Source organism: Corynebacterium sp. p3-SID1056 (assembly GCF_025152525.1).
GTDB lineage: Bacteria > Actinomycetota > Actinomycetes > Mycobacteriales > Mycobacteriaceae > Corynebacterium.
The window spans coordinates 61434-79139 of the sequence record NZ_JALXXL010000001.1 but is presented as its reverse complement, the minus strand read 5'-3'; the positions used below and the strand labels follow the sequence as shown (position 1 = coordinate 79139).

General features: G+C 63.5%; 15 protein-coding genes. 7 read left to right on the top strand and 8 right to left on the bottom strand.

Annotation, left to right across the window (positions count from 1 at the left end):
- Positions 1-4 precede the first annotated feature (4 nt).
- Entirely contained in the window at positions 5-775 is a 771-nt protein-coding gene (locus M3G14_RS00375) for a hypothetical protein (protein ID WP_259923817.1), read from the bottom strand.
- 137 nt (positions 776-912) lie between these two features.
- On the opposite strand from M3G14_RS00375, the gene hflX reads away from it, so the two are divergent.
- Together hflX and M3G14_RS00365 are read left to right on the top strand one after the other, a co-directional pair.
- The gene (gene hflX, locus M3G14_RS00370; protein WP_259923816.1) at positions 913-2448 is read left to right on the top strand and encodes a GTPase HflX; all 1536 of its coding nucleotides are present in this window, start codon (positions 913-915) and stop codon (positions 2446-2448) included.
- A gap of 58 nt (positions 2449-2506) precedes the next feature.
- A complete protein-coding gene (locus M3G14_RS00365; protein ID WP_259923815.1) occupies positions 2507-3784 on the top strand; it encodes a uracil-xanthine permease family protein in 1278 nt (425 codons plus the stop codon).
- A gap of 68 nt (positions 3785-3852) precedes the next feature.
- Here M3G14_RS00365 and M3G14_RS00360 read toward each other — a convergent pair whose 3' ends face one another.
- The 5 genes from M3G14_RS00360 to lexA all read right to left on the bottom strand — a co-directional run bounded on the left by M3G14_RS00360 (position 3853) and on the right by lexA (position 9081).
- Positions 3853-4122: an HPr family phosphocarrier protein gene (locus tag M3G14_RS00360; RefSeq protein WP_259923814.1), complete on the bottom strand. Its 270-nt coding sequence runs from the start codon at positions 4120-4122 to the stop codon at positions 3853-3855.
- 51 nt (positions 4123-4173) lie between these two features.
- A complete protein-coding gene (locus M3G14_RS00355) occupies positions 4174-6252 on the bottom strand; it encodes a fructose-specific PTS transporter subunit EIIC (RefSeq protein WP_259923813.1) in 2079 nt (692 codons plus the stop codon).
- Between the two features lie 17 nt (positions 6253-6269).
- Positions 6270-7250, bottom strand: coding sequence for a 1-phosphofructokinase family hexose kinase (locus tag M3G14_RS00350; protein ID WP_259923812.1), 981 nt, complete (start codon positions 7248-7250; stop codon positions 6270-6272).
- A 209-nt stretch (positions 7251-7459) separates the two neighbouring features.
- Positions 7460-8251 carry a DeoR/GlpR family DNA-binding transcription regulator gene (locus M3G14_RS00345; RefSeq protein ID WP_259923811.1) on the bottom strand — a complete coding sequence of 264 codons (792 nt, stop codon included), beginning with the start codon at positions 8249-8251 and terminating at the stop codon, positions 7460-7462.
- Positions 8252-8403: 152 nt separating this feature from the next.
- On the bottom strand, positions 8404-9081 hold the full coding sequence (gene lexA / locus M3G14_RS00340; protein ID WP_259923810.1) for a transcriptional repressor LexA: 678 nt from the start codon (positions 9079-9081) through the stop codon (positions 8404-8406).
- Between the two features lie 220 nt (positions 9082-9301).
- On the opposite strand from lexA, the gene M3G14_RS00335 reads away from it, so the two are divergent.
- On the top strand, positions 9302-9670 hold the full coding sequence (locus M3G14_RS00335; RefSeq protein ID WP_259923809.1) for a hypothetical protein: 369 nt from the start codon (positions 9302-9304) through the stop codon (positions 9668-9670).
- Between the two features lie 113 nt (positions 9671-9783).
- Positions 9784-10242 (top strand): transcriptional regulator NrdR, encoded by a 459-nt coding sequence (gene nrdR, locus M3G14_RS00330; protein ID WP_259923808.1) that lies wholly within the window; start codon positions 9784-9786, stop codon positions 10240-10242.
- Positions 10243-10246: 4 nt separating this feature from the next.
- Here the strand turns inward: nrdR and hrpA are convergent, their stop codons facing one another.
- On the bottom strand, positions 10247-14173 hold the full coding sequence (gene hrpA, locus M3G14_RS00325; RefSeq protein ID WP_259923806.1) for an ATP-dependent RNA helicase HrpA: 3927 nt from the start codon (positions 14171-14173) through the stop codon (positions 10247-10249).
- A 29-nt stretch (positions 14174-14202) separates the two neighbouring features.
- Positions 14203-15159 (bottom strand): LysR substrate-binding domain-containing protein, encoded by a 957-nt coding sequence (locus tag M3G14_RS00320; protein ID WP_259923804.1) that lies wholly within the window; start codon positions 15157-15159, stop codon positions 14203-14205.
- Between the two features lie 135 nt (positions 15160-15294).
- Here M3G14_RS00320 and M3G14_RS00315 point away from each other — a divergent pair, with 135 nt between their 5' ends.
- The 3 genes from M3G14_RS00315 to M3G14_RS00305 all read left to right on the top strand — a co-directional run bounded on the left by M3G14_RS00315 (position 15295) and on the right by M3G14_RS00305 (position 17706).
- Positions 15295-15891: a peroxiredoxin gene (locus M3G14_RS00315; protein WP_259923803.1), complete on the top strand. Its 597-nt coding sequence runs from the start codon at positions 15295-15297 to the stop codon at positions 15889-15891.
- A gap of 97 nt (positions 15892-15988) precedes the next feature.
- Positions 15989-16513, top strand: a complete 525-nt coding sequence (locus M3G14_RS00310) for a carboxymuconolactone decarboxylase family protein (protein WP_259923802.1) — start codon at positions 15989-15991, stop codon at positions 16511-16513.
- A 164-nt stretch (positions 16514-16677) separates the two neighbouring features.
- Positions 16678-17706 carry an HNH endonuclease signature motif containing protein gene (locus tag M3G14_RS00305; RefSeq protein WP_259923800.1) on the top strand — a complete coding sequence of 343 codons (1029 nt, stop codon included), beginning with the start codon at positions 16678-16680 and terminating at the stop codon, positions 17704-17706.

The following is a 17706-nucleotide window of genomic DNA, read 5'->3' as shown; positions in this document are numbered from 1 at the left end:
CGGTCTAGTGGCCGCCGCACCCGCAGGAACCGCCGCCGCACCCGCAACCACCCGCACCAGGGGCGGGAATCGAGCCGGCGAGCACCGCGCTGCCCGCGATCACGGAGTCTCGTTGCGGCAGGTCGCCGTCTGGCAGGCAGATGTCGAAGGGGAATGCGCCGTCGACGGTGGCGTGGATGAAGCGCTGGCCGGTCAGCTCGGAGGTGCGGTACTCTGCCTCTAAGACGCGGGCGGAAAACTCAGCCGCGGCATCTGGTGCGCTCGCTGCGCCGGATGCAACGGCCTCGGCACCCGGGGAGGTGACCGCGCCGAGGGTGGCACCTGGGTTATTCGCCAGGTATGCCTCCGTGGAGGCGTAGCGCTCATGTGCGAGCACGAGCGCGCTTAAACCAAGCTCCTGCCACTGCAACGTGGCCTCATCTACCACCAGCGGTCCTTGCGCCAGGTTGACGGTGATCGAGGCGATGGTGTTGCCGCGAGGGTCGACGATGTCGGCCAAGGACACCACGTCGTTCAGCGGCGTGATGTGTGCGTACGCGCGCGTGACAGAATCAAAGCCGGCGAACGTGGCGAAGGGCTCCACCGCAAGAATGTTGAGCTGGGCGCCAGAAGGGTCGCTGTACTGAATCAGCTGCCCACCGCGGACCTCGCCGGTGACAGCAAGGTGGTCAGTGGCGATGGCGCGTTCAACCGCGTCCTGCCACTTGGCAAAACCAAGGCCGATGGCGGCCAGATCAGCGTGCGTGTCAGAGTGCGTGCTCACAGATTCGCTCATAGGCAACAAGCCTAGTCCGTGCCGACGGCCGGGCGGAAACGCGCGGGGCATGCCTCCGTATGTCGAGCGTGAAGCCCGGCTGGTAGACAATGCACGTAGGATAGCGAGAAAGCATGCTGGTGAGAACAAAGGACTCAATGACCTCAACTGTAAATACCCATCCCGAACACGATCCGCAGGACGCGGCGCGCGATGCGCTGCTGGCCGAAGCATTCCGGCACAACGCGCCGCAGCCCGCACAGCGAACGGAATCCGGCGGGGGAGAACCGACAATCGGCTCCCTCGACCTGGAGGCGCGTAATGCATTAAGGCGCGTGGGACAGCGCACCGAGATCCGCACCGACGAGGCCGAAGAGGCCTACGAGGTGGAGTACCGCAAGCTACGCCTCGAGCAAGTCATCCTGGTCGGCGCATGGCTCGAGGGTACGACCGCGGAGATGGAGGCAAACATGCGCGAGCTGGCGGCGTTGACCGAAACCGCCGGCGCTGAAGTCATCGACATGCTCTACCAAAAGCGCGACAAGCCGGACCCGGGCACCTACATCGGCGCCGGCAAGGTTGCCGAGCTGCGCGAGGTCGTGGAAGCCTCCGGGGCCGATACCGTCGTCTTCGACGGCGAGCTTTCCCCCTCGCAGATCGTGGCGCTGGAGGAGGCGTTACGCGTGAAGGTGATCGACCGCACGATGTTGATCCTGGACATCTTCGCCCAGCACGCCAAAAGCAACGAGGGTAAAGCGCAGGTGTCGCTCGCACAGATGGAATACCTCTTCTCGCGCACCCGCGGTTGGGGCGGCAACCTCTCGCGCCAGGCCGGCGGCCGTGCCGGTTCCAACGGCGGCGTGGGGCTGCGTGGCCCTGGCGAGACCCGGATCGAGGCGGACCGCCGCCGGCTGCGCGCAGACATGGCGCGCCTACGCCACGAGCTCAAAGGGATGAAAACGGTACGCGAGGTCAAACGCGCGCGCCGCCAACGCTCGACCACGCCGAAAATCGCCATCGCGGGCTACACCAACGCGGGCAAGTCCTCGCTGATCAACGCGATGACTGACGCCGGCGTGCTCGTCGAGGATGCGCTCTTTGCCACCCTCGACCCCGCGACGCGTCGGGCCCAGCTTGCCGACGGCCGCACGGTCGTCCTCACCGACACCGTCGGCTTCGTCCGACACCTACCGACCCAGCTCGTGGAAGCCTTCAAGTCCACGCTGGAGGAGGTCACCAATGCTGATCTCGTGCTGCACGTCGTGGATGGCTCCGACCCCTTCCCGCTCAAGCAGATCGAGGCGGTCAACGAGGTGCTCGCGGAGATTACCCGCGACTCGGGCGAGGAAATCCCGCCAGAAATCGTGGTGGTGAACAAGATTGACGAGGCCGACCCGCTCGTGCTCGCAGAGCTGCGCCACGCCTTTGATAACTCCGGCCGCGACGTCGTGTTTGTCTCCGCGCTGACGGGCGAAGGCATACCCGCGCTCGAGGCGAAGGTCGAGCAGTTCCTCAACACGCTCGATGCACACGTTGAGCTGCTCGTGCCCTATACCCGGGGCGATGTGGTTTCCCAGGTCCACGAGGCCGGCACCGTGCGCAGTGAGGCCTACGAGGAAGAAGGCACGCGCATCGACGTTCGCCTGCCGCACGTGCTCGCGGAGCAGTACGCGGAATTCGTCGTGGGCAACTAGCGCGTAACCGCCGCACACAATTGTGTGGCGGCTGGGCGCGCGCCCTAGACTCCCAGGTGTGAAAAAGACACTTGGTTGGTCCCTCCACGGCGACGGCCGCACCGTCAAACCCGGTGCCGTTGTCGCCCCCGACGAACGCCTGAGCTGGTCGCGCACCGTCGGCATCGGCATGCAGCACGTTGTCGCCATGTTTGGCGCGACGCTGCTCGTGCCGACGCTGACCGGTTTTCCGGTCAACACGACGCTGCTCTTCTCCGGGCTCGGCACGATCATCTTCCTGCTGATCACCCGCAACCGACTCCCCAGCTACTTGGGCTCATCCTTTGCCTTCATCGCGCCGCTTTCCGCTTCATCGCAGTACGGTATTGGCGCTCAGCTCGGCGGCGTGCTGGTTACCGGTGTGCTGCTCATTGTGGTCGGTGTCGTGGTGCACGTGGCGGGCAAGCGCGTGATTGACGCGGTCATGCCGCCTGCCGTCACCGGCGCCATCGTCGCACTTATCGGGTTTAACCTCGCACCGACCGCGGTGAGCAACGTCGAGACGCAGCCCGCAGTCGCAGGCGTCACGCTGGCCACAATCGTGCTGGTGACCGTCGCTACCCGAGGCATGGCGTCGCGCCTGAGCATCCTCATCGGAGTCGTCGTCGGCTGGGCCTTCGCGGCGGCCACGGGCGGGCTTGCCGACGATGCGCTCGCCACCATCGGCGCAGCCCCGTGGGTCGGACTGCCGGAGTTCCACACCCCGCAGTTCCACCTCTCCGCCATCTTGGTCACGCTGCCGGTGCTGGTGGTGCTCATCGCGGAAAACGTCGGCCACGTCAAAGCCGTCTCCGAGATGACGCATCGCGACCTCGACCCGCTGCAGGGTAAAGCACTCATTGGCGACGGCATCGCCACCACACTCGCCGGCACCTTCGGCGGCTCCGGTACGACCACCTACGCCGAGAACATCGGCGTGATGGCGGCGACCAAGGTGTACTCCACCGCCGCGTACTGGGTGGCATCACTGTTCGCCATCGCGCTGGCATTCGTTCCGAAGTTCGGCGCGGTGATCTTCACCATCCCTGCGGGCGTGCTCGGTGGCGCATGCCTTGTGCTCTACGGGCTCATTGGCATGCTGGGCGTGCGCATCTGGCAGGACAATCAGGTCGACTTCACAAACCCGGTGAACCTGACTGCGGCTGCGGTGGCGCTGATTGTTGGTATCGGCAACCTGTCCTTCACCGTCGGCCAGGTCACCCTGGAAGGGATCGCCATCGGCGCGGTCGGCATCATCGTGATCTACCCGCTGATGCGCTGGGCATACGAAACGATCGGGGAGGGGCAGTACCGGTAGGTCACAACGCTTTCAGCCCCCGCCACCGTGCATCACGGTAGCGGGGGCTGAAGGCGTGCTGTAAAGGGTTACTCCTCGTCGAGGTTCTGCTCAATCAGCGCCGCAATCTTGTCAACTGCTGCGGCGTTTTCGGACTCGACGGTGACCTCGTCGCCGAACTCGGCGCCCATCGCCATGATCATCAGCGAGGAGGCGGCGTCAGTCTCATCGTCCTCGTCGCCGCCGACGAGGGTGAGGATAATCTCTTCGTCGAACTCGCCGGCTGCATCGGCGATGATGGTTGCGGGGCGGGCGTGCAGCCCAACCGTAGAGCCGACCTTGACAGTCTTGGAAGCCATAGTGAGAATCCTTTCTTTTGGTGTTACGTGCCAGTCTAGGCGCGTGTGTGCTTAAGCCGCCACCGTTTCCGTGGCGTGGTTTTCCGCGTGCGCTTTGGCCGCGGCAGCCTTCTGAATTTCTTCGTTCGGCCAGAAGCGCTTGATAGCGATCACGGCCACTGTTGCTACCGCGACACCCGCAGCCAGCGCGATGAACATGCCCCACCACGGCTCGTAGGCGAAGATGACAAAGACGCCGCCGTGCGGTGCCTGGCAGCCAACGCCCAGGCCCATGGAGACCGCGCCTGCGGTTGCGCCGCCAAGCATCATCGCCGGGATGACGCGGAAGGGGTCTGCGGCGGCAAACGGGATCGCGCCTTCGGAGACGAAGGACAGGCCCAAAAGCCACGCGGATTTTCCGTTTTCCTGCTCGGCCGGGGTGAACAACTGCTTGCGCAGGAAGGTGGCAATCGACAACGCAATCGGAGGCACCATGCCGGCGATCATCACCGCCGCCATGATTTCAAAGCTTGCGTCCGTGCCTGCCGACAGTCCGGCGGTACCGAAGAGGTAGGCAGCCTTGTTCACCGGACCACCCAGGTCGAAGCACATCATCAGGCCGATGATGATGCCCAGCAGGACCGCAGAGGATCCGCTCATCGATTCAAGCCAATCGGTAAGCCCGAGCATGAGAGACTCGAGCGGCCGGCCGAGCAGGAGGAACATGATCAGGCCGACGACCAGCGAGGTCAAAAGCGGAATGATCACCACCGGCATCAGCGAGCCCAGCCAGCGCGGGACGCGCCAGGTCTGGATCCAGTAGGCGATGACGCCGGCGAGTAGGCCGGTGACCAGGCCACCGATGAAGCCCGCGCCGACCATCACAGAGATTGCGCCACCGATGAAACCCGGTGCGATACCGGGGCGGCCCGCCAGGCCGTAAGCGATGTAGCCGGAGAGCGCGGCGACCACGAAATCCATGCCCATCTGCCCAGTGGCGAAGAGCACGGCACCGAGGTAGAGGGCCCACCCGGAGCGTTCGAAGGTCATGGAGGTGCCGTCGACAAGCACTTCATGGCCCGGCAGGTTAGTCGGCGAGTGCTGGAGCACGATCGCCTCCCAGCCGTTGGCCATGTCGTAGCCACCGAAGAGGAATCCGAGGGCCAACAGGAGGCCGCCGGCAGCCACGAAGGGCACCATGTAGGACACGCCGGTCATGATTGCCTGCTGCAGGCGCTTTGGCCAGGGCTGGCCGTCACTGGACGCGGCGGAGTCCTCGCCAGCCGATTCAGAGGCAGCTGCGACATGCTTGGCGTTGGGGTCCTTGGCTGCGGCGATAGCCTCGTCAATGAGTGCATCCGGGCTGTTGACCCCGCGCTTGACCGGGGTGTCGACGACCGGCTTGCCCGCGAAGCGCCCCTTGTCGCGAACGGCGACGTCGTGGGCGAAAATGACCGCGTCGGCGCTGTCGATGAAGGACTGCTCGAGCGGGTCTCCGCCCGAGGATCCCTGGGGCTCGACGATGAGCTCGACGTTGTCACGCTTTTGCGCGGCCTGGGTCAACGCGTCGGCAGCCATATAGGTGTGTGCGATACCGGTGGCGCAGGAGGTGACCGCAGCGATCCGGATGACTTCTGGCTTCTTCTCGCTCGCCGCTGGAGCGGCAGCAGCGGGCGCGGCCTTCTTTTTCTTGGGTTCGGCGTTCACGACAGCCAGCACGGCGTCGACGATTTCCTGCTCCGTCGTGGCTGCGCGCAGCGTTTCTACAAAGTCCCCGCGAACCAGCGCGCGGGCGAGCTTGGACAGGATCTTCAGGTGCGCTTTACCGCCAGACTCCGGGGCGCCGATGAGGAAGACCAACTCGGCGTCGCCGTCGGGACCGGAAAAATCCACCGGCGCGGACAGGCGGGCGAAGGCGAGCGTCGGTTCACTGACCGCTGCGACGCGGCAGTGGGGGATAGCGACCCGGCCGTTGACTCCTGTGCCGGCTTTCTCTTCGCGCGCGCTCGCCGCTGCGGCTACTTCTGCGGCGTCAGAGGCGCGCCCTGCGGTGGCCATGAGCTCAGCGAGGTTCGTGATGACCTCTTTTGGCTGGCCACCGAAATCAACATCGAGCCTGACAAGATCAGGCGTAATTAGTGGTGCGTTCATAGTGTGTGTCCTTCCACTTACACGCGAGGGGATGGGGCGGGGTCATCGAGCGCGACAACGTCAACGCGCGCGCAATCAACATCCGACGGGGAGGGGATACCGGTGCCGGGCAGGGAGGCTGCCGCGGAGCCATACGCGACGGCCTGCTGCAGGCACTCGGCGAAAGACTTGCCGTCGACGCGCGCCATGACGTAGCCGGCCAGCGAGCTGTCGCCCGCGCCGACGGTCGAGCGCACGGTCACCTTGGGCGCGGCTGCGGCCCATGCTCCTTCGGCAGTTACCAGACAAGCGCCTGCCCCGCCGAGAGTCACCAGCACTTCGGCGACACCGCGGGCGACGAGTTGGCGGGCTGCCTGAAGAATCGGCCCGTAGTTGCCTTGTGCGGCGTCTGCTTCGAGGGCGTGCCCGTCGCCGTCGGTAAGCTGCGCGAGCTCGAAGGCGTTCGGCTTCATGATGGTGGGCGCCGCCTCCTCGAGGCGTGCACCCAACGCCCGCAGCGGGGCGTCCGACGTGTCTACAGCAATCAGCGGTACTGTGCCGCGCAATTGGGCGCAAAGCTCTGCGTACCAATCATGCGGGGCACCTGGCGGCAGGGATCCGGCCAACACTGCAGCGTCGGCCGCGTGCGCGTGCTTGAGCAAGTGCTTCTCGACGTCCACCCGCCGACCTGCGGACATTTCGGGGCCAAGCTCGTTGATCTTGGTGGTAGTACCGTCGGCCTCCGTAAGCGCAGTGTTCGTGCGCACGAAGCCGTCGACCTCGATCGGTGCAAACGGTATGCCGGCCCGACGTACCGCGTGCAGAAATGGGTCGTCGCCACCGCACGGTGCCAGCGCAAGCGTTTCCCCGCCTGCCTTGGCGACGGCGTGGGAGACGTTGATGCCTTTGCCTCCCGCTTCTCTACTTGCGGTGTGCGCGCGGACGACTTCGCCGCGGACGACCTGGTCGACGGACAAGGTGGCGTCAATACTGGGGTTTGGTGTCAACGTGATAATCACGGGGTACTCCGTACTGTCGTTGTCCGTTGTTTCCTACCCCCGGTTCACAGTCAAGGCACCGTGAGTGCATGCGGCCGTGGGTAGAGCACTGCAGTGCCCCTAAGCTGCGGTAAATCAACCGGACGAGCACGACGTGCCACCACCAAGTATGCCCGATCGTGTGGATAAATTCAAGGAATCGGACACAAACCCACATTTGTGTGTGGGGGTTACTCCTCTTCCTCTGTCAGGATGACTTGCACTCCGTTGCGTTCAATCTCCTCGACAAAGGAGGCGGGTGCGTCGTTGTCGGTGATGAGCACGTCGATATCATCTGTCGAGCCAAAGCTGACGAGGTAGTCGTTGCCCAGCTTGGAGGAGTCGCACATGACTACCACCTTTCGCGCATTCGTCACCATAGCCTGCTTCACTGCAGCCTCCTGCGCGTCTGCGGTAGATAGTCCGTGGTCAATGGTGAGCGCGTTCGTGCCGATGAATGCGACGTCGGCGCGCAAGATCGCGAGCGTGCGCAGAGCAATATCGCCAACCACCGCCTGGGTGATTGCGCGAACGTTTCCGCCGAGCAGCTGCACGTCCTGTACGTCGGCGCTCGAGAGGTCGAGTGCGGTTGGCAGCGAGTTTGTGACAATGTGGCACTCACGGGCGGGCGGGTGCTTGGCCTTGAGTGAGGCGAGCCCGTTGATGGTCGTGCCCGAGTCGAGAAAGATTGAACCTCCGGGCTTGTCGGGCACAAAGTTCAGCGCAGCGCGGGCGATGGCAAGTTTTGCTGCAGACGCGGTACGGTAGCGGGCGTCAAGCGGAAACTCAGTAGTGAGGAACGACTGGCTAGCCACGGCCCCTCCGTGCACGCGGTGGACGAGCCCCTCGGTGTCGAGCACGGCGAGGTCACGGCGGATTGTCTCCGCCGTGACCCCGAACTTTCCCGCAAGTTCTGTGACATTGACTCGACCCTCAACCGCGGTCAGCGAGGCGATCTGTCGCCGACGTTCTTCTGCGTACACGACGCTCCTTTGACACAGTAAGCAAAACCAACACGTTCACCGTATTGTTGCAAAAATCTGTGCCCGGTTACACCCTTTTGCTTCCGTTTCCCCGCTTTGGGGGCAGTCAATCCCACACGGGGTTGTGGGTACCCGCCCCCATAGTGGGGGATTTACAACGTGCGGAAGACCGAGACGACGCGGCCCATGATCTCAGCGTGGGTGCCGTCGATGGGTGAGTACGCATCATTGTGCGGCAAAAGCCATACCCCGGTGGAGTCCTTGTGAAACTCCTTCACCGTTGCTTCGCCGTCAAGCAGCGCAGCCACAAATTCGCCTTCTTCAGCAACTGGTTGGGAGCGCACAACGACCCAGTCGCCGGAAAGAATGCCCGCGTCACGCATGGAGTCGCCAACGACCTGCAGCATGAAAAGGTCGCCGTCTCCCAAGAGCTCCTCGGGGAGCGGATAGTAGCTCGTGACGTTTTCCTCCGCGAGAATGGGGGAGCCGGCGGCAATCTGCCCAACGACGGGGATGTAACGCGCGTTGGACGCGTCCTCGGGCGCGTCCTGGGTGGGTGCCTTCTTCTCCTGGGCGCTTGGCAGGTGGCGAAGATCTACGGCGCGCGGCTTGTTCGGGTCCCTTCGCAGAAACCCCTTCTTTTCCAACTCCTTGAGCTGATAAGCGACGGAGGAGGTTGACTGTAGCCCCGCAGCGTCACCAATTTCTCGAATGCTGGGCGGATAGCCGCGTAACACCACCGCGTCTTGGATGACTTCCAAAATCCTGCGCTGGCGATCCGATAAAACGCTCATGTCCAAGTTCTTGTTTTCGGGCTTCTTGCGTGCCATGGGGGCTCCTTTGTGGTGGGAAATAGTGGCGCGTCATGCGCACCCCTCAACTTACCAGACCGGGCAAGAGTGTTCGAGATTCGCGCATAGGGGTAGACAGTGTGTGGACCGAGTGCTATAAATCGAACATGTAACCTAATGTCGAACATATGCGCGCTTGCCCGTTCGGGTGTGTTCGGCGGGTTTTTAGAATGAAGAAAACGCACAAAGGAGAATAACCATGACGATGATGTCTAATCGCGCCTACACCGTAGCTACTGGCGAGAAGACTGCTGCCTACCGGGGTTATCCCGTGGCTGAGTGGGATCTATCTGCCCGTGAAGGGGCGTCTCGCCATACCGCGAATGTTCGAACGCTCAATATTTCGACAACTCCAGTTGGCGCTTCGCGTGCGACGAGGTCAGGCGGTGACGAGACTGATGAAATACTATTCGAATCCCGCCGCGAAAAGCGCGAAAGTTTACTGGTGGGAATAGGGCTCGGGATTGCGCTGATCGTGGGCTCCGCGATCGGAGGCGTTTTCTCACCGGAGCAGTCGGGATACTCCACTCCCACCGAAGCTGAATTCGCCTTCTACACGGAGCAATGACACGCCAATGCGGCGCGCGGTGAAGTCCGGGAGAGAACCGAGTAGCGTAAGCCAGTACCCGGCCGTGTTGTGCCGGGCCTAGCAAAGAGCCAACGCACCGGAGGGACCCCGCGATGTATTGCCCGTTCTGTCACCACGAACATTCCCGCGTGACCGACTCCCGCATGATTGATGCCGGCGCGGCAATCAGGCGTCGCCGCGAGTGCACAGCGTGCGGGGGCCGTTTTACCACGGTTGAAAAAGCGGTGTTGACCGTGGTGAAGCGCAACGGCCTCAGCGAGCCCTTTGACCGTGACAAACTTATCGTCGGCGTACGCCGGGCGTGCCAGGGGCGCGACGTCTCGGATGACGCGCTGAAGAGGCTTGCGCAGCAGGTCGAAGAAACGGTGCGCTCGCACGGCAGCTCACAAGTCCCCGCTAACGAGATTGGCCTGGCAGTCCTAGAGCCCTTGCGTGCGCTCGACGAAGTTGCGTATCTGCGCTTCGCCTCTGTCTACAAGTCCTTCGAGAGCGCGGACGACTTCGAATCGGAGATCCGGCTCATGCGTCGCCGAGACAAGGACGACTTCTAAAGACTTAGCGCAGCTTATCCACCATCTTCTCGATTCGGCGAGCACTTACCGGCTTCGGCGTGCCCAGTCGCTGCGCGAAGATGCTGACGCGGAGCTCTTCGATACGCCACAGCACATCCTTATATGCACGCGTTTTCTCCCTGCCCGCTGGGAGGGTCTTGCGCTTCGCCTGAAGATACGCCTTCGCTGTGTCGATCACCGCCTGCCGGTCCGCATCGCGATCCGGATCGACCCGCATGTCCTCAAGACGCAGCCTCATCGCCTCGATATAGCGCGGCAGGTGCTGAAGGTGAATAAGCCCGTGGATGGTCAGTGCGTTTTTCGGCAGGAAGAACGCGAGCTGGGACTGCATGTCGTCGATGGCCGGGCCCTCCCACTGGGCAAGTTCGCTGGCCATGTTTGCATACGCAACTAAGCCGGGGGCGACACCGACGACCATGCGGCGCACCGCGCCTGGGACTTCCGGCTTGATACGCGCAACCAGGGAGTCGAACTCCTCCGGCGTGCGAACCGGCCCGCCGTGTGTGACCATGAGATCGCGAATAGCGGCCACGCGCGCGTCCTCGACAAGGCCAGCCGCGCCGCCGTGCGGGTACTGGTCAACCGCAACTTTTTGCCGTAGCGGCAGCCCCTTCGTCATTTGCTGCGGGGACACCGAGATGTTGCGCAGCAGCAGGGTCAGTGTGGCTGTCATCATGGAAGCGTCGGCCGCGGCCTTGGTGGGGAAGACCTTCACTCGCACGCCCTCGCGAGTTGCCTCAAGCGCGGGATAGGCGTCAACCTCGTTGCCGTCGATGGTGGTCTGCACCGTTTCGGGGACCTCGCCAAGCGAGTCGGCAGTCCAGCTCTGCACCGCTTTCGACTCCGAGGCCCTCCCCGCCTTCGACACAGAGGACGAGATCTTGCCCGCCTGTCGACGCTTGAGCGCCTCGACGTCCTTGTCGTGGTCCACGATGTCGCCGCGCCGATCAATCGCAGCAAAGGTGACCCGCAGGTGCGCCGGGAGGCGGTGTGGGTTGAAGTCCGAGCCGTTGACCCCGCTCGCGCCGAGGCGTTGGAGAGCGGTAGCGAAGGCGTCGACAAGCGAAGGCTCCTGCGTATCGAGCAGGGGCAGGGCGCGTTGCGCGAAGTCGGGCGCAGGCACCACGGAGGTGCGGATGCCCTTCGGCAGGGTGCGGATAAGCTCGGTGAGCAGCTCTTCGCGCAGGCCTGGCACCAGCCAGTCGAAGCCGGTGTCATCGAATCCGGCGAGCAGCGGCACGGGCACTTCGACAGTGATTCCGTCGAAGGGGTCGCCTGGCTCGAACTTGTAGCGCAGGGTGTACTCGATCGAGCCGCGGCGAAGCGTGTCGGGGAAGGCGGTTGCCGAGGTGTCGGTGCCTGCGTCGTCAAGCAAGGCATCGGGATCGAAATCCAAAAAGTGCGCGTCAGCGCGCCGCTGCTTCTTCCACCAGGAGTCGAAGTGGCGGGCGGTGGTGACTGATTCGGGCAGTCTAGCGTCGTAGAAGTCGAACAGTGTGTCCTCGTCCACCACGAGTCCGCGGCGGCGGACTTTATCTTCGACGTGCGAGGCCTCGTCGAGGAGTGCTTCGTTGTGCTCGATGAAGCGGTGGTGGCGGTTCCACTCACCGGCAAGCAGCGCGTGGCGAATAAACATCGCGCGCGCGGCCTCCGGATCGATGCGGTGGTAGGGCACCAGACGGTCCCGCACGATGGCCACGCCGTAGAGCATCGACTTTTGATGCACCATGGCCGACGAGCGCTTCCGCGACCACACCGGCTCCGAGTAGCTGTGCTTGAGCAGGTCTTTCGCGGCGCGCTCAACCCACTCAGGCTCAATTTTGGCCACGTCGCGCGCCCAGAGCCGCGAGGTCTCGACGAGTTCAGCGGCCATGAGAAATTCCGGCGGTTTCTTGCTCAAGCTCGAACCCGGGAAAACCATAAAGCGGGTCCCGCGCGTACCCTGGAATTCTTTGGAGTTGCCGTCGCGGGCGCCAATGTTTGACAGCAAGCCGGTCAACAGTGACTTGTGTATCGAGTCTGCGTCCCGCTCGCTGGCAACGTGGCTGGGCAGCGACCAACCCAGCTGCTTCGACACCTCGCGCAGCTGGCGCACCAGGTCGTACCACTCGCGGATCCGCATGTAGTGCAGGAATTCCCGCTTCATGCGCTTTCTAAACGCGTTGCCGGAAAGCTCATCGCGCGAATCGTGGATGTAATCCCACAGCTTCAACGCGGAGAGGAAGTCGGAGGTCTTGTCCTTGAAGCGAGCGTGCGCCTGGTCGGCCTGGGCCTGGTACTCCAGGGGGCGCTCGCGGACATCTTGGATGGTCATGCTGGCGACGATCACGGAGACGTCGTCAAGCACGCCCAGTGTATTGGCCTCGACGAGCATGCGCGCCATGCGCGGGTCGACCGGGATGCGGGCGAGGTCGTGCCCGATGTCGGTGAGCACCGGCGCTCCGCCGCGCTCCTTGTCCGTGATCGCGCCGAGCTCGTGAAGTAGTAGGAGCCCGTCGCGCACTGCCTTGTGGTCCGGCGGCTGGATGAAGGGGAACTCTGCGATATCGCCGAGTCGCAGCGAGATCATTTGCAAAATCACGCTGGCGAGGTTCGTGCGCAGAATCTCCGGGTCAGTAAACTCCGGCCGCGCCGCGAAGTTTTCTTCCGAGTACAGGCGGATCGCCACGCCGTCGGCGACGCGGCCCGAGCGGCCCGAGCGCTGGTTGGCGCTGGCCTGCGAGACCTCCTCAATCGGCAGGCGCTGCACCTTCGTGCGCGTGGAGTAGCGCGAGATGCGCGCAAGCCCGGTGTCCACGACGTAGTGGATCCCCGGCACAGTCAACGAGGTTTCCGCGATGTTGGTCGCGAGCACGATGCGGCGCCCCGGGCGGGGTGAGAACACGCGGTGCTGCTCCGCGTTCGACAGCCGACCGAACAGGGGAGTGACCTCCACACCGCGCCAGTGCTGCTTTTCGATGGCCTCCATGCAGTCACGAATGTCACGTTCCGAGGCGAAGAAGCAGAGGATGTCGCCCTTGCCTTCGCGCATGAGCTCGGCGCAGGCCGCGACGACGCCGTCGATCATGTCGATGTCGACTTCCTTGCCGCCCACCTGCTCGACGAGCGGGCGGTAGCGGATTTCCACCGGGTAGGTGCGACCGGAGACCTCGATGATCGGGGCGGGCTCGCCCTCGGCGTCGCGGAAGTGCGCGGCGAAACGCTCCGGGTCGATCGTGGCCGAGGTGATGATGACCTTCAAATCCGGGCGCTTCGGCAGCAACCGTTTCAGGTAACCGAGCAAAAAGTCAATGTTGAGCGAGCGTTCGTGCGCCTCGTCGATGATGATGGTGTCGTACGCGTTGAGGAAGCGGTCACGCTGCATCTCTGCCAGCAAGATACCGTCGGTCATGAGCTTGACGGCAGTGTGCGCCGAGACCTTGTCGTCGAAGCGAATGGCGTAACCGACGGAATCGCCGATCTCTTGGCCGAGCTCGTCGGCAATGCGCTCGGCGACACTGCGCGCGGCGATACGGCGCGGCTGCGTATGCCCGATCAGCCCCCTGCGGCCTCGGCCGAGCTCGAGCAGCATCTTCGGGATCTGCGTGGTCTTACCGGAGCCGGTCTCGCCCGCGATGATGACCACTTGGTTGTCGCGGATCAGCTCCATAATGTCTTCGCGGCGCGCAGACACCGGCAGCTGCTCGGGGTATTCGATGGCCGGCACGAGCGCATCTCGCTTCTCGACGACACGCTGCGCCCGCGCAATGTCCTCGCCAATCGCGGCGAGCGCTCGCGGTGCCTTGGCTTTTGCGAGTCGGCGTCGGAAGCGGCGCGTCTCGCTGAGCGGGACCTCGTCGAGGCGTCGGTAGAGTTCGTCTTTCGTCGGCGCAGTCTCGTGCGCCTCGTGTGCTGCAGCAGATTCCTTCATAGATTAGAAAGACAGTGTAGTCGTTCGGGCTACTTCTCCAGGATGGCAGTGCTGCGTTCGGCTGCGGCCTCGTACGCCTGCGTGATGCACGCGCCCAGGGCTGCGAACTCCTCACCGCGCGTCGACGAGGCGCGGTACGCAAGCCCGACCGTGCGATGTGCGTCCACACCTGGGGCGAACGTCGCGAGCCCAAGGCCTGGGCGGTCGCATTCGGTAGCCACCGCTGAACGCGGGACGAGCGTGGCGCCGAAACCAGCGATGACCAGCTGGATAATCGTCGTCAGCGACGCGGCGCGAGTGTCGGAGTGCGCAGAGGAGGCGTGTGGCACGTCGGCGCGTTTGCACAGGTCGATGACTTGATCCCGGAGGCAGTGGCCGTCGTCAAGCAGCAGGAGCTCAAGGTCGCCGAGCGCCTTAAGCTTGAGCTTTCGGCTCCCCGCGTGCGCGCTGTTGGCACCAGTGGCCAGGATGAATTCCTCGTCATACAGCGGTACTTCGGCAATGCCTGCGGTGTCGGTAGGCAGGGCGAGGATGGCTACGTCCACGCGGCCGTCGCGAAGCTGTGCCAGCAGGTGCTCGGTTTGCTCCTCGACGATGCGCGGACGCAGCTCAGCAAACTCCTGCTTGAGCAGCGGCAGCAGGCCGGGCAGCAAATAGGGCGCGACGGTGGGGATGACACCGATGGTCAGTGGCCCGTGCAGTACGCCGTGGGCGCCCTTGGCGTGGGCGACGAAGGCGTCGGCAGCTTCGAGGGTGGCCTTCGCGAAGGGGAGGAGCTCCTTGCCTGACGCGGTGACGATGACCTTGCGCGTTGAGCGCTCGATGAGCTGGATGCCGAGGCCACTTTCCAGTGCTGCAAGTGCCTGTGAGAGCGAGGGCTGCGAAATGTTCAGCTTGTTCGCCGCAGTGCCGAAATGCTTGTGCTCTGCGATGGTGACGAAGGTGCGCAGCTGCGCGAGCGTGGGTCTATATTCCTTATTGCTCATGCCTATTAGCGTAGACGATGTCAATAGGTTTTGTTGTTGATCAAAGGTGTGCGCTGTGGCATACTGGGGTGCGAAGGCGAAAACCGCCTCGCAGCAAATACGTACCCGGCAACATTCTTAAATGGAGGAATCACTATGCCGATCATGACTGTTGGAGAGCGCTTCCCGGAGTTCAACCTCACCGCGCTGAAGGGCGGCAACCTCAAGGAAGCAAACGCCGCAACCCCGGACGACTACTTCGAGCAGGTCTCCCTGGATAAGTACGAGGGCAAGTGGAAGATCGTCTTCTTCTACCCGAAGGACTTCACCTTCGTGTGCCCGACCGAGATCGCTGCGTTTGGCAAGCTCAACGAGGAGTTCGAGGACCGCGACACCCAGGTGCTCGGCGGCTCCACCGACAACGAGTTCTCCCACTTCAACTGGCGTGCTACCCACGAGGACCTGCTGGATATCCCGTTCCCGATGTTCGCAGACGTGCGCCACGACCTGATCCGCGCACTCGGCGTCGAGAACGCTGACGGTGTGTGCGACCGCGCCACTTTCATTATTGACCCGGACGGCATCGTCCAGTTTGTCTCCGTGACCCCGGACGCTGTCGGCCGTAACGTCGACGAGGTGCTGCGCGTGCTCGACGCCCTGCAGTCCGAGGAAGTTTGCGCCTGCGACTGGCAGAAGAACGACCCGACCAAGAACATTGACAAGATGGCCGTGGTTCAGGAGTCCCTGAAGTAACGCTCTGATTTACGTTCCCGTGCCGCCCTGCGCTCCGCAACGCTGGAGCGGCGGGGCGGCACATTTTTAGCTAGCAACAAAGAAAGGCTTGAAACATATGTCTATCGACAATCTGCGCAGCGCCCTGCCGGAATACGCAAAGGACCAGAAGCTCAACATCGGCACCCTGACCCGCTCCACCGAGTTGAGCGAGCAGCAGCTGTGGGGCACGCTCGTCGCCACCGCGGCGGCAACCCGCAACGCAACCGTGATCTCCGAGATCACCGACGAGGCCAAGGAGCATCTCTCCGAGGAAGCCATCGACGCCGCATTCGGTGCCGCCACCGTCATGGCGATGAACAATGTCGCCTACCGTGCCAAGGGCTGGCTTGGCGACGACTACGCGCAGGTGAAGTTCGGCCTCCGCATGAACATCATCTCCAAGCCCGGCGTGGAGAAGGTCGACTTCGAGCTGTGGTCGCTCGCGGTGTCCACCATTAACGGCTGTGAGCACTGCGCCGTCGCGCACGCAAACACCGTCCGCGAGGAGGGCCTGACCAAGGAGCAGGTCTGGGAAGCGGTGAAGATCGCCGGTGTGGTCCAGGCGATTGCTCAGACCATCGAGATCGAGGACGCGCGCTAGCCGCCCGCTTTTCGACGCCCTGCTCGGGGTGAGCAGGGCGTCGTGCTTTTCCCTAACCCTTGTTAGACGCATGTTCCGGCTCGTTGGTTCCGTTTCGGATTGATATTGGGTTCATTCTCACAATTGCTTGTTTGCGCAGGTAAGCGTGGTTTATTCTCGGGTGCATGACAGATTTGGATGCACTCGCCATGTTCGACCGTTGCGGTTTCGACTTCGTTCACGCTGCGGCCGGATACACGCCTGCGCAGCTACAGGCACACGGCATCCAAAAAGACCGCGCCACACAACTACACGCCACCGCTTCCGTATTGTGTGGGCCGACCTCGCACACGAAATACCAGGCGCGCGCCGAAGAAGGCGCACGCATCAACGGCCACCGGTTGGAGACGTTGGCCTACATCGTGAGGTCTTCCCGCGCGCTGCGCGATGCCACTAAGCGCTGGCGCTACATCGAGCAGTTATGCAACACGGCAGGGGATCTAGTGCGCATCCGCCATGTCGCCGCCGACTTGAAAGCTGAGCTGCAAACACCGGAGCCGCGTGTTCCGCGGGCGAGGGTGACCCACCACGGCGACGGACTGGCCACCCTGCGGCTGACTGGGCCGGCAGCAGACGTGCAAGGCGTGTATGACGCCGCCAAGCATGACGTGCCCGCCTGGCTTGCAGGCGGCTGCGCAAAGGCAGACTATGTGGTGCGGGTGACCGCGAACCTGGATTTGGGGGATTACCTGCGCATCATGGCCGGCGAAGGCGATGACGTGCGTGTCCACTTCGATAATGGGGTGATCGTCACCGGTGAGGAGTTTGTGCGCATGCAGCTCGAAGAGTTGGGCTCGATCATCCTGGTTGGGGTGATGGATGGTCCGGTCAACGCGTATCACGCGCGTTTTGCACACCCGAAGCACCGCGAAGTCATGCTGGCGGACTCCACCACCTGCACGTGGAAGGGCTGCACACGTCCCGCGTCCGAGTGCGATGCGCACCACATGGTCGAACACCAACACGGCGGGCACACCACACCGGAGAACCTGGGGTGGTTGTGCAAGTACCACAACTCCCAGGCCGCACGCGGTACCCGCGGGCACACCGAACGGCGCGACGGGCAGATCGTGTATGTCTCACCCTACGGGAACGTGACCGCCACCGGCACCGACCACAGAGCCCGGGCCGAGCATCGCAAACCACCCGACTAA